Origin of the sequence: Pseudoalteromonas sp. BSi20429, assembly GCF_000238895.1 — a bacterium.
Lineage (GTDB): Bacteria > Pseudomonadota > Gammaproteobacteria > Enterobacterales > Alteromonadaceae > Pseudoalteromonas > Pseudoalteromonas arctica.
On sequence record NZ_BADV01000047.1, the window covers coordinates 1 to 14,077 of the forward strand.

At 37.0% G+C, this 14,077-nt stretch carries 10 protein-coding genes and 1 pseudogene; 9 read left to right on the forward strand and 2 right to left on the reverse strand.

What is annotated here, in order from left to right:
* Nucleotides 1-202 precede the first annotated feature (202 nt).
* A complete protein-coding gene (locus tag P20429_RS09930) occupies nucleotides 203-1,453 on the forward strand; it encodes a sodium:proton antiporter (protein WP_007583286.1) in 1,251 nt (416 codons plus the stop codon).
* 102 nt (nucleotides 1,454-1,555) lie between these two features.
* Here the strand turns inward: P20429_RS09930 and P20429_RS09925 are convergent, their stop codons facing one another.
* Nucleotides 1,556-2,104, reverse strand: coding sequence for a hypothetical protein (locus P20429_RS09925; RefSeq protein WP_033026775.1), 549 nt, complete (start codon nucleotides 2,102-2,104; stop codon nucleotides 1,556-1,558).
* Nucleotides 2,105-2,482: 378 nt separating this feature from the next.
* On the opposite strand from P20429_RS09925, the gene P20429_RS09920 reads away from it, so the two are divergent.
* The 8 genes and pseudogenes from P20429_RS09920 to P20429_RS09890 all read left to right on the forward strand — a co-directional run bounded on the left by P20429_RS09920 (nucleotide 2,483) and on the right by P20429_RS09890 (nucleotide 12,352).
* Nucleotides 2,483-2,890 (forward strand): hypothetical protein, encoded by a 408-nt coding sequence (locus P20429_RS09920; protein ID WP_007583292.1) that lies wholly within the window; start codon nucleotides 2,483-2,485, stop codon nucleotides 2,888-2,890.
* A 351-nt stretch (nucleotides 2,891-3,241) separates the two neighbouring features.
* On the forward strand, nucleotides 3,242-3,652 hold the full coding sequence (locus P20429_RS09915) for a hypothetical protein (RefSeq protein ID WP_007583295.1): 411 nt from the start codon (nucleotides 3,242-3,244) through the stop codon (nucleotides 3,650-3,652).
* 556 nt (nucleotides 3,653-4,208) lie between these two features.
* Nucleotides 4,209-7,300: pseudogene (locus P20429_RS19495) on the forward strand (pilus assembly protein).
* Between the two features lie 589 nt (nucleotides 7,301-7,889).
* Entirely contained in the window at nucleotides 7,890-9,383 is a 1,494-nt protein-coding gene (locus tag P20429_RS09910; RefSeq protein WP_007583300.1) for a hypothetical protein, read from the forward strand.
* A gap of 235 nt (nucleotides 9,384-9,618) precedes the next feature.
* Nucleotides 9,619-9,957, forward strand: coding sequence for a hypothetical protein (locus tag P20429_RS09905; protein WP_007583302.1), 339 nt, complete (start codon nucleotides 9,619-9,621; stop codon nucleotides 9,955-9,957).
* The gene (locus P20429_RS09900; RefSeq protein WP_007583303.1) at nucleotides 9,950-11,290 is read left to right on the forward strand and encodes an SPFH domain-containing protein; all 1,341 of its coding nucleotides are present in this window, start codon (nucleotides 9,950-9,952) and stop codon (nucleotides 11,288-11,290) included. The genes P20429_RS09905 and P20429_RS09900 overlap by 8 nt, the downstream gene beginning before the upstream one ends.
* Nucleotides 11,291-11,478: 188 nt before the next feature.
* A complete protein-coding gene (locus P20429_RS09895; RefSeq protein ID WP_007583304.1) occupies nucleotides 11,479-11,748 on the forward strand; it encodes a YrhK family protein in 270 nt (89 codons plus the stop codon).
* Between the two features lie 88 nt (nucleotides 11,749-11,836).
* A complete protein-coding gene (locus P20429_RS09890; protein ID WP_007583305.1) occupies nucleotides 11,837-12,352 on the forward strand; it encodes a M23 family metallopeptidase in 516 nt (171 codons plus the stop codon).
* A gap of 111 nt (nucleotides 12,353-12,463) precedes the next feature.
* Here the strand turns inward: P20429_RS09890 and P20429_RS09885 are convergent, their stop codons facing one another.
* Complete coding sequence (locus P20429_RS09885) at nucleotides 12,464-13,633, reverse strand: MFS transporter (protein WP_007583306.1); 1,170 nt, start codon at nucleotides 13,631-13,633, stop codon at nucleotides 12,464-12,466.
* Nucleotides 13,634-14,077: the final 444 nt, after the last annotated feature.

The window sequence follows — 14,077 nt, forward strand, 5'->3', positions numbered from 1 at the left end:
GTGGCTTTTTTGTTTTATTTAATGCGTAAGTTAATACCTTAAATATGTTAATAGAGTAGGGTGTGTATTTATAATTAATATTTTGGGTATGCTTGTTTAGGCTACGCGAATATAATGCGAGATAACCGTATAAAAAATAATAACCCTTCTGCTTTGCTTGTTTTGAGCAAGGTATCATTAAATAAATATTGAGATTTAAACCATGGCACCAGGAACCAGCCTAAGCGTACTTGAAATAAGTGCGATATTTTTATCAATTACCGCGTTACTCACCTATGTAAACCATCGCTTTATTGGCTTGCCAACAACCATTGGCGTTATGGTTATTTCGATGCTTTTATCTATCGGCGCTATATTTTTGGGCTTTTTAGGGTTTGATGATCTTATAGATTACGAAGTGAGCTTGCTCGATCAGTTAGATTTTACTGAAGTTTTGCTTGATGGCATGCTCTCTATGCTGCTGTTTGCTGGGGCGCTGCACGTAAATGTTAGCGATTTAAGGCGCTATAAATTGCCAATCGGTATTTTGGCCTGTGTTGGTACGTTGCTATCTACGGTTATTATTGCTGGCGCGCTTTATTTAGTACTTCCATTGCTTGGTTTTGATTTAGCGTTTATTTGGTGTTTACTGTTTGGCGCATTAATTTCGCCAACCGATCCGATTGCGGTAATGGGAATTTTACAATCTGCGGGTGCGCCTAAAAGTATTGAAACCGTGATTGCGGGTGAATCGTTGTTTAACGATGGTATAGGCGTGGTTATTTTTGTGCTTTTATTGGGTGTTTTATCAAGTGGTGATATTCCTACAACTTATTATGTAGCGCACACGCTGGCGGTAGAAGCCGGTGGCGGTATTGTTTTTGGTTTGGTATTAGGTGGTATTTTATATTACTTACTTAAAAGTATTGATAGTTACCAAGAAGAAGTACTCCTTACTTTAGCGGGCGTTATTGGTGGTTATGCACTTGCAAGCCATTGGCATTTGTCGGGCCCACTTGCAATGGTAATGATGGGGTTAATGGTGGGTAATCATGGTCGCAGTATGGCTATGAGCGACAAAACGCGTCATTACGTTGATTTGTTTTGGGAGCTGATTGACGAAATTTTAAATGCCATTTTATTTGTACTCATAGGGCTTGAAGTCGTCATGATTGCATTTTCGAGTAATTTGTTTATTGCTGGTGGCTTAACAATTTTTATAGCGTTAATGGCACGTTTAATTGTTGTGGGTATAACAACCACTACATTTAATAAGCAATTAGAGTTGCCATCTGGCGCATGGAAAGTTTTAACCTGGGGTGGCTTGCGTGGTGGTATTTCGGTTGCACTGGTATTGCAACTACCTGATGGGAACGAGCGCGATATTTTATTGGCTCTCACTTATGCGGTTGTGGTGTTTTCTATTTTAATTCAGGGTTTGAGTATTGGTAAAGTAGCCAAAACTATCCGTTAAATATAAATTGGTTAGATCAAACCTGTTAAATGTAATTTTTAAAAAGCGTGTGAAATAGCTGTATTTCACACGCTTTTTATTTTTCTTATAAAAAAAGGGTAATTAAAACGTAAAGCTGAGCTGCACACCGCTGTAAATATGTTCTTGTGCTTCCCAGTAGTCGCCATCTATTTGGCGTGCTCGAGTAAATACTTCTATTTTAAATGGCTTAAAGTGATAACCCGCACCTATACCTGCGTAACCGTCTATGTCGTTGTTCGATTTTTCTATTTGGTAGGTGTTATCGCCTCTATCGTTTTTAAAGGCGAGTTCGAACAGATCTAAGCCAAACTCGGCGTATATAAAAAAGTCATTAAAATAACCAAGCTTCATTCCGTTGTCCCACGTTATAAATTCTTCTTGCTCGCCTTGTTTATTATTGATTACTGCCGCGCCAATTGCGCTTGTAAAAACAACACCAAAGTTACTGTAATTTTGCTTAACCATCATTTCTACACCCGCAGATGTAATGCTGCTATCGCCATTAAATTCTGATTTTATAAACATACCGGTGTTAGGCATGTCATTACCGAGCAAAAGCCTTGCGTTAACATTTTGGCTAAATGATAAAAGCGTGCTTAATAAAACAAAAAGAGGAAGTATGTGTTTCAAAAAAGTTAACCCATTAATGATGAAAAGTTACCAGAGCCGTAATTATAAATACATGACTTAGTATTGCATGTAATTAAATGTATAAATTTGTTTGATTGTTACCTTGTTAGCCAAAACAAGGTGTTTAAAATAAAACCAACTAAAAAAAGGCATAAATAATTATATGTATTTTAAAATGCAAAGTAGCGATTTTAGGCACGTAAAGTGGTGCGTAAGTTGTTTAAATATATAGAAAAAGTTTAAACGTATTAGACTAAGGTCTATAGGTTAATTTTTCTCACTTATTAGGTTTGTTTTAATCGTTTGTCGGGGTTGTGGTAATTCTCTAAAGTTCAGTTGTCGGCAACAAGCACGGCTTAACTAATCAGGAATATGACCATGAAACTTACACTTATCAAAACTATCGCTCTTAGCTCACTATTAACATGTTCAGCTGCTGCAATGGCTGATCAAAGTGATTACAAATTAATGGTTATTGAAACTGCAACAGCGCCACAGCCACTTGAGCAATCATTTAATAGCTGCGCACTGAATGTTAAGTCAAAAAATTATGCGCAAGCGGAAGCAATTTGTACTAAAGCAATCGCACTTTTAAAAGACGCAGATGGCCCTAAATTTAAAGTACGCCAACTTACGTCATTCGCATTAAGCAACCGTGGTGTTGCACGTTTAAAAGCGCATAACGATACAGCTGCACTTGCTGATTTATACGAGGCATCAAAATTGTCTAACAGCTCAATGGTATCGCACAACTTAACTCGCGCTAAAGAAGAGTTATCGTTATAAAAAACCTTTATAACGCGTTTTATAAAGTACTTACTAAAGCATGATATAAAATAGCGAGAGTAAAAAAGCCGATGTTGGGTTAAACCCCAACATCGGCTTTTTCGTGTTTATTAACTTTGTATTGTGTTATTAAAAAATAAAAAAACTGTATTCTGCTATTTATTGTTTAGTGATTTTCATGGTTTTTAACTAATTGTAATTATTAAGTATTTCTATAGATGTTAGACTAAAGTCTATAGGTTAGATTTATTCACTTATTAGGTTTGTTTTTATCGTTTGTGGTAATTGAGCTAACACTCTAAAGTTTAGTTGTCGGCAACAAGTACGACTTAATTAATTAGGAATATAATCATGAAATTTACACTTTTAAAAACCATCGCTCTTGGCTCATTATTAACTTGCTCAGCTGTTGCAATGGCTAATCAAGGTGATTATAAATTAATGGTTATTGAAGACTCAGTAACAGCAGCCCCAGCATTTGAAAAATCGTTTAATAGCTGTGCTTTAACTGTTGAATCAAAAAACTACGAAGAAGCAGAAGCTATTTGTACACAAGCAATTGCATTGCTTAAGCAAAGCCATGGTCCGCGTTTAAAAGTACGTGAGCTTACATCGTTTGCATTAAGTAACCGTGGTGTAGCGCGTATTAAGGCTCAAAAAGACACTGCGGGTATTTCTGATTTATATGAAGCGGTTCAAATTTCTAAAAACTCACTTGTAACGCATAACTTAACTCGCGCTAAAAAAGAGTTATCTTTATAAGAATGCTTGCATAAAGCGCTTATAATTTAGCGAGAGTATAAAAGCCCATATTAGGTAGCACCTAATATGGGCTTTTTTGTATGTTTGCATAACCGTAGTTACCTATTAAATACACTCCTTTTAATAAAACAGCTTTACTGAATAATAGTACTCTTAAGAGTGATTTTTATAGCCTTACGTTACTAATTTATATTGGTAAGTACTTGTTACCTAAAACATAGATCTATAAATATAGAAACATAGGTAAAAATATTATTTTTTACGTGACTAAACTGTGCAGTAAAACGGGATTGTTTTATTTAAGTTGTTGTTTTTAATTGACAATAAAACCTAATGTCTTTGACTTTAGTCTGTTTTTATTTAAAAATCGAAATGATATATATTTTATAGTATTGACGACACGTGGATGCTAATCACTGTTTTGTGATAAATAGCTAGATATTACCTTTGTTTTAATTTTTAGTCCCACCTCCATATTACTAATAATTAAACACGGAATAGAGTAGTTATTAACTTGCGCAATAAAAATAAAAAGCGCAAATAAAGGGATTTAAAAATGCAATTCAAACTAAAAAAAATAGCTGCCTTGTTATTCGGGGTGGGTATTAGCCTTTCTGTATTTGCCGAAGATATAGAGCTATACGTAAACCATAATGTTAAAACCGATGAAAACCCTCGTGTACTTATTGTGTTTGATACTTCAGGAAGTATGAAGACTAAGTTGCCTAATGGGGGACCCAGAAAAATCGATGCTGGTATAAGCGCTATGACCCAATTAGTAAATGATAACAGCTCGATTGATTTTGGTTTAATGCGTTTTAATGGCAATGATGGTGGTTATGTGATGGCTGGCCTAGGCTCCTCACATGATAAAATATTGGGTCAAATAAAAAAGCTGCCAGCTAGCGGGAATACACCTATCACTGAGACCTTATGGGAAGCTTACCTATATATGACGGGGCAGACGGTTTGGTATGGGCAAAATACGGACAAACGCGATACTACGATTGAGAGAGAGCAAAGTGGTAGTGATATACCTCGTTATGTTTCTCCTTTTCAACAGGCTGTTGGTGCAGATGAGCGTTGTGATAACTCAATTAGCTTAATATTAATGACTGATGGTGATCCGACACAAGATATTACCCGAAATGATGATATAAGAGCTTTATACAAATCTACTTTTGGTTCATATCCTAGTACTACAAGTAATAGTTATTTAGCCGCTTTAGCTCAGATAATACATGGCACAAGAGATGTTGAAGTTGACTTGTACGAGACCACGCCAGAGGTTGCTGATACCGGACGCGTTTTTACTATCGGTTTTGGTAGTGGCATGAGTACAAATGGTAAAAAGTTATTAGAAAAAACCGCTTTATTGGGAGGAGGCGAGTACTTACATGCAGATACATCGACTGAACTTTCTGAAGCGCTTAATAATACAATATCGAAAATACGCGAAGTTAACGATAGTTTTTCATCTCCTACGGTAGCAAGTAATAATGTTGACCAAACACGTAGCCGAGAGTCAATTTACTTTGCGATGTTTTACCCTGAAACAGGCGCACGTTGGAGCGGAAATTTAAAAAAGCTTAAAGTGTCTGGTGCAAATATAGTCGATTCAACTGATAAAATAGCTCTTGATGAAAATGGGTTAATTGATGAAAAAGCACGAACATTTTGGCTGCCAACTAATAAGCCTGCAGATGGGAATTTAGTAGCTCAGGGTGGCGTAAATTTACTTTTATCAACTTTAGACCCTGATAGCCGTAAAATCTACATAGATAAAACGGGCAGTATTATTGATTTTACTTTTGATAAAGTACAAACCATTTTAAATTTAGCGACAAGTACAGTTACCGATCTTGCCCCTGATTTGATTCCTAATATCGGGTTAACTTTAGAGGAAGATGATATTAACTGGGCACGAGGGGTTGATGTTGATAATGAAGATGGTGATGACTCATCAGTAGATCAGCGAATCAATATTTTTGGCGACCCTTTGCATTCAAAACCGGTATCTATAGATTACGGCGATGGAAGTATTCATATACTTGTTGGTACCAATGCCGGCTTTTTACATATGTTCGAAGACAAAGGCGATACTGTTGAAGAAAAGTGGGCTTTTACACCTGCTGCCTTATTAAAAAACATTCCGGCTTTGCGTAGTAATCTAGCAAATACTAAAGTGTATGGCATGGATGGGCCTATAAGTGTGTTCTTTAATAATAAGGGCTCAAACAGCGAAGGTTTAAACGATGGTGTTATTAGAGCAAGTGATAATGATGAAGTATGGGCATTTGCAGGCATGCGCAGAGGCGGTAAAAATTACTACGGCCTGGATATAAGTGACCCAAAAAAACCTAAAAATTATGGAATAAGCCAATTGTTGGTGGTTCTGAAGAGTTTAAATATTTAGCGCAAACATGGTCTAAACCTCAAATTGCTTACATTAAAGCCTTTGGTGAGGATCCATTGCTGATATTTGGCGCAGGCTACGATACAAACAAAGATAATGCGATTAGAACAACAGATGAAACCGGGCTAGGTATTTACATTGTTAATGCTAAAACTGGCGAAAAGCTATGGGCGCTGACTCCAGATGAACATGGTTTTACCGGAGAGCACAGTATTGCAGCGGATGTAACTACGCTTGATTCAGATTACGACGGGTATATTGACCGAATTTATGCAACCGATACTGGCGGTAATATTTGGCGTGTAGATATTCCTAGTGACGATGAAAGTGATATTACTCATTTTAAGCTTGCGGAGCTTGGCAGTACATTAGCGTCACAAGACAGACGTTTCTTTTACAAACCATTAGTTGCTAGAACGCTGTTTAGTAAAGTTACTAAGACCAATTATGATGGTGAAATGATCACGACTCGTTTAGACACCCCGTACGACGCAATTGTGATAGGCAGCGGAAATCGCTCAAACCCACTTGCTACTAATGAGCAAGATCAGCTGTATATGATCCGTGATGAAAACACCTTAACAAAAATATTTACTGAATTCCCAGCCCCAATAGTGCCAGATGATTTAATGAAAATGAATGAAGACCCATTTGGTAACGCACTTGATGACGTTGATAAATTTGTTAATCTTGAAGTTAAGTTAGCCGAATTTAAAGGGTGGCGATACGAATTAGGGACGGGCGAAAAATCCCTTGCTGCAGCAACAGTCGTTGGTGGGGTTGCTTACTTTACTTCCTTTACGCCTGCATCTTCATCATCAACTCAAAACCAATGTTCGTTAACGGGTGGCGGTGGTTCGCTTTATGCCTTTCATTTGCATTACGGAACGAAGGTTTATGACGATGTGAAATTTGCAACAAGTAATGATGTACCAGATACACCGAAACTATTTTTTGGGGAAGGCCCGTCGTGTGCAGATAATGATGCGGATGGTAAGTGCGATTGGGATGATGCAACGGATGTAACGCAAGTTAGTCAGTTTTATTTAATAGGCCCTGGGGTTAAAGGTTCTGATAAGCCGATAAAAGCTATTGAAATACTTGGACCAAATTTAAATGTTGAAGGTGGAAAAGTTAAGCTAGTAAATGGCGCTCAACCAATTGGTTTTGGCTTTAAAACTCAACAAACGTATATTTATAAACGTGAAGAAAACGATAGTCAGGCACATTAAAAACACGATGTTATAAACATAAGCCACCTTAATTAGGTGGCTTTTTAATTTTAAGAACGAATCAAAAATGCTGATGGTTTGCTTATATAATTGGTTTAAAGTTTTCGAAGCGCTCTAAACCAACCCATGTATGATACACATTCGTTTACAAAATGCTGCCTATCACTCAAGCCCTTTATTTTAGGTACCTGTAGTCCATATTAGTCAACAATAGCTGGTCTTATTTATATTTAATTAACAAATGTAAGAGCTAAATTTAACATGGCGTGTCACTATATAGGTACAGGGCATGTTAACTTGTTGCCATCCCCCCATAAAAATTCAATAAATTTCTGTTGTTTAAATTTATACCAAGCTGCATAAATCTTTGAGTAATTTAACAAATTAAATTGCACTATAACGTCGTTAAAATTTTTATTTAGAACACTAGATACAAAATTTTTTGCCTCGTTCTAGCGTAATTTTCTTAACGTTAAATAGAGCCCATATATAAGCAGATTGGTGTTACTTATTTGTATTAAAGTAACTTATTTAATTTATAACAATATGATTTTAATAATAATTAAAGTGCAAAAAAGGAAGTCTTTGTATGTTTTTTAAAAAAAGTCAGTTAGCTATTTCATTAGCGTTTACGCTAGGCCTTGTTGGATGTGGCGGCGGTGGCGATGATAAAGTGGTCGTTGTAGAGCCAGTTGTAGCCAAGCCTGACCCTATAAAAGTAGACCCCGTAGAAGTTAACACTATCTCTCTTACTGGAAAGGTTATTGATGGCTATGTATCTGGTGCAATAGTATGGCTAGATATTGATGGCGATGGTACTTTTGACGAGCAAACAGAACCTTCTGTAGTCTCTGAAGAATCGGGTAATTATAGTTTTAATTTTACAGAAGAGCAGGCGCTGTGTGTGCCGTATTCAACTATGTATGTTGATGTACCTGTTGGCGCAATTGACGAGGATTTAGGAGAGGTAACACAAGCGTATCGAATGTCATTTCCACCTTCAATTGAGGCTTTGACTGATGAAGATATTCGAAATATATCACCTTTGACAACCGTTATTTGGGAGCAGTTGAGCCTTCAATTACAAAAAAGTGGTAACAATAATTTAAGTTGTGATGTACTTAAAGAAAATACTGAGCTACTTGCAAACCTTCAAAGCGAAATAACAAATGTAATGCAAAACTTGGTTGCGCATTATAATTTGTCGACAGAGCAAATTTACTCAGATTTTATCGCTACTAACGACAGCGACGCTTACGACAGAGCACAAGCAATTGTTAAGGGACTAAAAGCGGCCTATAAATTCAAGCAAGAGCTAGATGCTCAGTATCCTGATGCAGAAGAAGTAAGAGCAGTGATTTACCAGGACACAGCAAAAGATGCAGAGTATGGATTTGAAAATGCATGGTACCGCGATAAAGTTATTTTTGCAGGCGCTGAACTTATTTATGAGCAAGTAAAGCTTCAAAATACAGACGAACTCGACAAAATTGACGTTATTTTGTCTCGATTGGATTCAACAGATACGCCTTGGGGTGAAGAATCGTTAAATGGAAAATTAACAGTTAGAGACGATGTTTACATTAACGCCGATCGTACTTACCGATGCTCTAGCATTGAGAACGTTAGTTTTGAGCAAAGCAATGTGCTTTATGGCGTTGATAATACAAGCCCATCGGTTAACTTCCCAACAGCAGATGAATGCGTTAGTGCTAATTTAGATACACCGTTCGAGCGAGGTTTTAGCATTAGCTATACTGAGTCAGGATCGTTTTACCAAACTGACTTTGCCTTTAGAGAGGAAAATGCTGACTTTCAAACATTATCTAATTGGGTAAATGTTAAAGACAAAGCTGCTGATTTAGAAACTCAAGATTTAGTTACTGTACTCGCTGCTATGCCTTATAAGTTTGATGACGAAACATCTATTGATGCTAGCTTTTGGCGTAAATATAAAACCACAGACAACGTACGTATTATTAAAACGATTGAAGGGAAATGGTTTAGAGATACTCGCCAAGAAGATGGAACAATGCTGCATGAGTGCGGTGAAAATGGTATTGATTGGGTGCAATGCGAATAATGTAAAAAGCACTTTAATAAATATTAGTTTAATGCCAGTCAGTAAATAACTGACTGGCATTTTTTTGTTTGAAAAGCTTACTTTTACGTGCGGTTTTTACTGTATACCTGATGAACACTATTTTTAATCTGTTTTTTACTTGGGTTTACTGTAAAATTACTGGGTTAACATTTGTTAAGTAATACTTACAATTGTTATTGCTCATTAAGTATTTAAACTAATTTAAGTAGAGCTTATGATTTTTTATATTATAGGGTTAAGTTTACTTGTTATTATTTTATGCGTTGCGCTTTATGTAATTTACAGCAACGTACATAAAAGTCGGGTAAGAAAATCCAAAGAATACAACGTACTGTTTGATAAAGACACGATAGTGGATGATTTAATCACTCAACTAACAGAAAAAAATCAAACACAAGAAAACCAAGATAAAACAGCTAAAGGTAAAGAAGAAATCCTTGCAATATTTGTTGAGTTACATCGCTCTGGTAGCTTTTGTGCACACTTGAGTGAACAGGAAATTATTTACTTTGTTAAAAAGAAATTAAACATGGAGAGTAGTAAAAATGGATAGCGAAAAAGCAGTCCCAGCAGTAAAAAGTGACTCATTTATGAGTCGATTTGGTCGTCGTAATGTAATTGTTGTTTCATCAATTGTTGTTGTATTAGCCGTAATTGCAACCCTTACATCGCAAGTTGTTTCGTGGAATGAAGCAGATGAGCGTTTAGTACATCAATCAGCTTTTACAGGTAACTTAACCGTAATAAATCAAGCCGGCCCTTACTTAAAAGCGTTTGGTACTACATCGGCTTATAAAAAAGTAATTTCGATTAACTTTACGGGCGATGCCGGTGCAACAGCAAGCGCAATTGTACCGCTAATACCAATTCGATTTTTAGATACTACAACGGGTGGCGCACGAGGTGTTTCTCGTTTTAGATTACCAGGCAATGTACCAGCAGCTGAATCGGGTGCTTTACGTGGTTTACTTAAAATACACGAAGAGTTTGGTTCACAAGAAACATTAATATCTAATTTATTAATGCGTGCAACCACTGAAAATGTAAAAGCGTCGGCGCGTATGATGTCGGTAGAGCAGCATTACTCTGGTGGTAATGGTCAATTAAGCCAAGATTTTGCTGATCAATTAACAAACGGTATTTTTGTTACTGAACAAATTATTAGTACGGGTGATCGCGATAAATCTGACGATTTAGGTAATTTAAGTAAACAGCAGCGCGTCACTATTAATATTAAAATGGATGATGAGGGTAATACACTGCGTAACGCACCTATTTTAGGCGCTTACGGTATTACAGTAGTTGATGCCAGCATTATTGATATTGACTACGAAAGCAAAGTAAATGCTCGTCTTGAAGCCCAAAAGCAAGCTGCTGCTGATGAAGCGCTAGCGCGTCAAAACCTTAAAAAAGCTGAGCAACAAGCACGTACTGAAGTGGCTTTAGGTGAACAAGCAATTGCTAAGCAACGTGCTGAATCTGAAAAGCTTAAAATTAAAGAGCAAATTGATGCTGAACGAATTAAGGCAAATGCTATTATTTCTGCGCAGCAACGAGTGGCTGTAAAAGCGGAGCTTGCAAAAGAGCAAGAAGAGATTTTAAAGCAACAACGCTTAGAAGCATTAGGTATGGACGTTTTAGCTGAGGCTCGTTTAAGAGCTAAGTCTGCTGCACTTGATCCTAAGTATGTATTTGATGAAACGCTAAAAGCAGAAGTTAAAATTCAAACTGCTTTATTTACAAGCTTAGGTAATAGTCGTTTAGTGCCTGAAATTGTAATAGGCGCAGGCCAAGGCGAGCAAAGTAATGGCTCTGAATTTATGCGTTTATTAGCCGCTGACGCTGCATTAAGCCTTAAGAAACGTTTAGAAAAAGATAAAAAATAAATAATTACTAAATATATAAACAATATTGAGGCTTAGCCTTTAAATATTATATAAACAATAAAAACGCTGGCCAATAAGCATTGGTCAGCGTTTTTTTATTGTGCGTATTTTGCTATTGTACTGTTTAGGTAAGCTTTGTGGCTTATTAAACATGTATTTAGGTAATAAAAGGTAAATAGTGAGCAGTTATGGATTCGAACAGTAATCAGTTTATTTTAGATTTAGGGCAAGAGCATATTACCATTCAGCGACGATATGAAGCGCTGGGAGCGTTTAACGATTTTTTGATTGCTGTGTGGTTTTTAATTGGCAGTTTCTTCTTTTTAAATGATGCATTAGTGCAAAGTGGCACATGGTTGTTTATAGCGGGCAGTGCTCAATTGCTTATAAAACCTGTTTTGAAGTTGATCAGCTTAGTGCATGTTAGTCGGGTATTTCATTCAAATAAAACTCCATAAATAAAACCATAAATACGACTCATGATGAGTTCAGTTATTATGGCTAATAATTTTCAGTATAAGTTATTTAAATATCAAGGATAGAGAATTGAAAGCACTTAAATGGATTGCAATTGGAATAGCTACTTTATTAATTATAGGCTTACTAATTCCCGAAAAAATAATGATTCCGGTACAAGGTGCTACAAGTAAAGATTGGAACCATAATACATTTTGGTATGAACCTTGGGGTAGGTCGGGTGTGCACAAAGGGATTGATATTTTTGGCAAAAAAAATACTCCCGTAGTTGCCTCAACAAGCGGTGTTGTTATATTTGCAGGTGAGTTAACTCGCGGTGGTAAAGTGGTTGCGGTGCTTGGGCCTAAATGGCGCGTGCATTATTTTGCACATTTAAATGACTACTCGGTAAGTACAGGTGATGTGGTAAGCATAAACAGTCAAATTGGCTTACTGGGCGATACCGGAAATGCCGCAGGAAAACAGCCTCATGTGCATTATTCTATTTTATCGTTAGTGCCTATGCCGTGGCTTTTTACAACGCAAAACCAAGGGTGGAAAAAGATGTTTTTTTTGAGCCCACATAAAAAATTCACTGCTAAATAATTACTTCATTATTTATAAATGACCTTTGTGTAAATAATAGTTTTAGCTGTTAAATCAAGATGTTTAACAGCTAGAATTAGTTAATAAGTAAGAGTGTATTTAAGCTAAAAATTAGCCTGCAACTGGGGTTTTACCCGCGCGAATATTTTTAATGCTTTTAATAAACATATAAATACAGGTAGTGATTAAACAGCCTGCTAAATAAAACACAATACCGTTTGGTGCATCAGATAAATTTGCAGCAAGCATAGGGCCAAATACCGAACCAATACTGTAACTCAGTAGCATAACCTCAGTTGCTGAGACTATTTTAGCCATTGGCAGTGAGTCGCACGCAAGTGTTATAGCAATCGGGTAAAGTGCAAAGCTGCACGCGCCTAGTATTAAGTAGCTCACTATTAATCCTGCTAAAGTGTTTGCTTGTAATATACCCACAGCACCGGCTGCGCCTACTAAACAAAACATACCCATCAATAAGCTTTTTTCAAGCCGAGTAGATAAGTAACTTACGAGCGGCTGCACGACCATGCCGCCTAAAATAATAACCGCCATAAGTGTCCCTGTGTACTGAGCTTGATCAGTCTGCGCTGAAATATAAACCGGCATTAAGCCGTAAATAGGGCCGAGTAATAAGCCCGATGCTAAGCATCCGAGCATTGCAGGGTGGCTTAGTGTTTTTATTTCTTTTAGTGGTAGTTTTTCAAGATGCTGTTTTTCGGGCTGACCTTTGGTTATTAATAAAGGCGCTAAAATAGCTAAAAATAATAACGAGGCTACAAATAAATAAGGCGTTGAACCTTCGGTGCCAAGCGGCCCTATAGCAAGCTGGCCTACGGCGCTGCCCCCATAAAGTGAGGTCATGTATAAGCCCAAACGTTTAGCACGCGACTTTGCTGTGTTGGTCATTAATAACCAAGACTCAACAACGACAAACACACCGGCAACAGCAAAACCTGCTACAAATCGTGCAATTAACCAGTTAACGGTATTTGGCAGTGCAAGTTGTGCAAGCACGCTTGCTATTAATAAGCTTAAAAATAATATAAAGGCGAAGCGATGACCTATTTTTACCACAATGCGCTCTATTGTGGTGGCGCCAATAAGTAAGCCAAAGTAAAAAATGCTCGCAAGCCAAGGCGCTAGATTTTCATCAAGTTTAAATGCAGGTAACGACAGCGGAATAAGGCTCATTAAAAAGCCGGATGCGATAGCAAAAAATGACAGCCCGATAACGGGTGCTAAAGGGTTATTAGAGGTGCTTGTGGCGGCTGATTCGGCCATTTGTGTTTATCGACTCATCAAGGTAAATAACCACTGTTTTAAAGTTTGAGAGGTTACTTTAATAATAAAATTTGCGCGAATTTAGAGCCAAATTAAAAATAAGTAAAGTGATATTTTATTAAACAATATAAATAAACTTTAAAACGATCGTTTTGGTAAATTATCGGATCTATTATGCTTTCTATTGTAGTGTTTTCATGTAGATATTGTTTTATATTTGTGAGCATTTATTAGGGCGTGTTGATCTTTGTGGATTGAAATTTGTTCAATCTAGGGGCGATTTAATCGCGGCGCGAGGTTTGTAAACTAGTGGGCTAAGTAAAAACCGAGCAACAAAGAGTTAATCGTCCCTAGAAAGAACCCAAAGGGCAGCGCATGTTTGGCATTTATGCTGCGTTATCGCCTATTTATGGGGAATAACCACACTACATAGGCTCTGCCTTG

What these genes read in the sequence shown, in the direction of transcription:
- P20429_RS09930 (WP_007583286.1), top strand. Translation starts at nt 203, where the DNA reads ATGGCACCAGGAACCAGCCTAAGCGTACTTGAAATAAGTGCGATATTT.
- P20429_RS09920 (WP_007583292.1), top strand. Translation starts at nt 2,483, where the DNA reads ATGAAACTTACACTTATCAAAACTATCGCTCTTAGCTCACTATTAACA.
- P20429_RS09915 (WP_007583295.1), top strand. Translation starts at nt 3,242, where the DNA reads ATGAAATTTACACTTTTAAAAACCATCGCTCTTGGCTCATTATTAACT.
- P20429_RS09910 (WP_007583300.1), top strand. Translation starts at nt 7,890, where the DNA reads ATGTTTTTTAAAAAAAGTCAGTTAGCTATTTCATTAGCGTTTACGCTA.
- P20429_RS09905 (WP_007583302.1), top strand. Translation starts at nt 9,619, where the DNA reads ATGATTTTTTATATTATAGGGTTAAGTTTACTTGTTATTATTTTATGC.
- P20429_RS09900 (WP_007583303.1), top strand. Translation starts at nt 9,950, where the DNA reads ATGGATAGCGAAAAAGCAGTCCCAGCAGTAAAAAGTGACTCATTTATG.
- P20429_RS09895 (WP_007583304.1), top strand. Translation starts at nt 11,479, where the DNA reads ATGGATTCGAACAGTAATCAGTTTATTTTAGATTTAGGGCAAGAGCAT.
- P20429_RS09885 (WP_007583306.1), bottom strand. Translation starts at nt 13,633, where the DNA reads ATGGCCGAATCAGCCGCCACAAGCACCTCTAATAACCCTTTAGCACCC.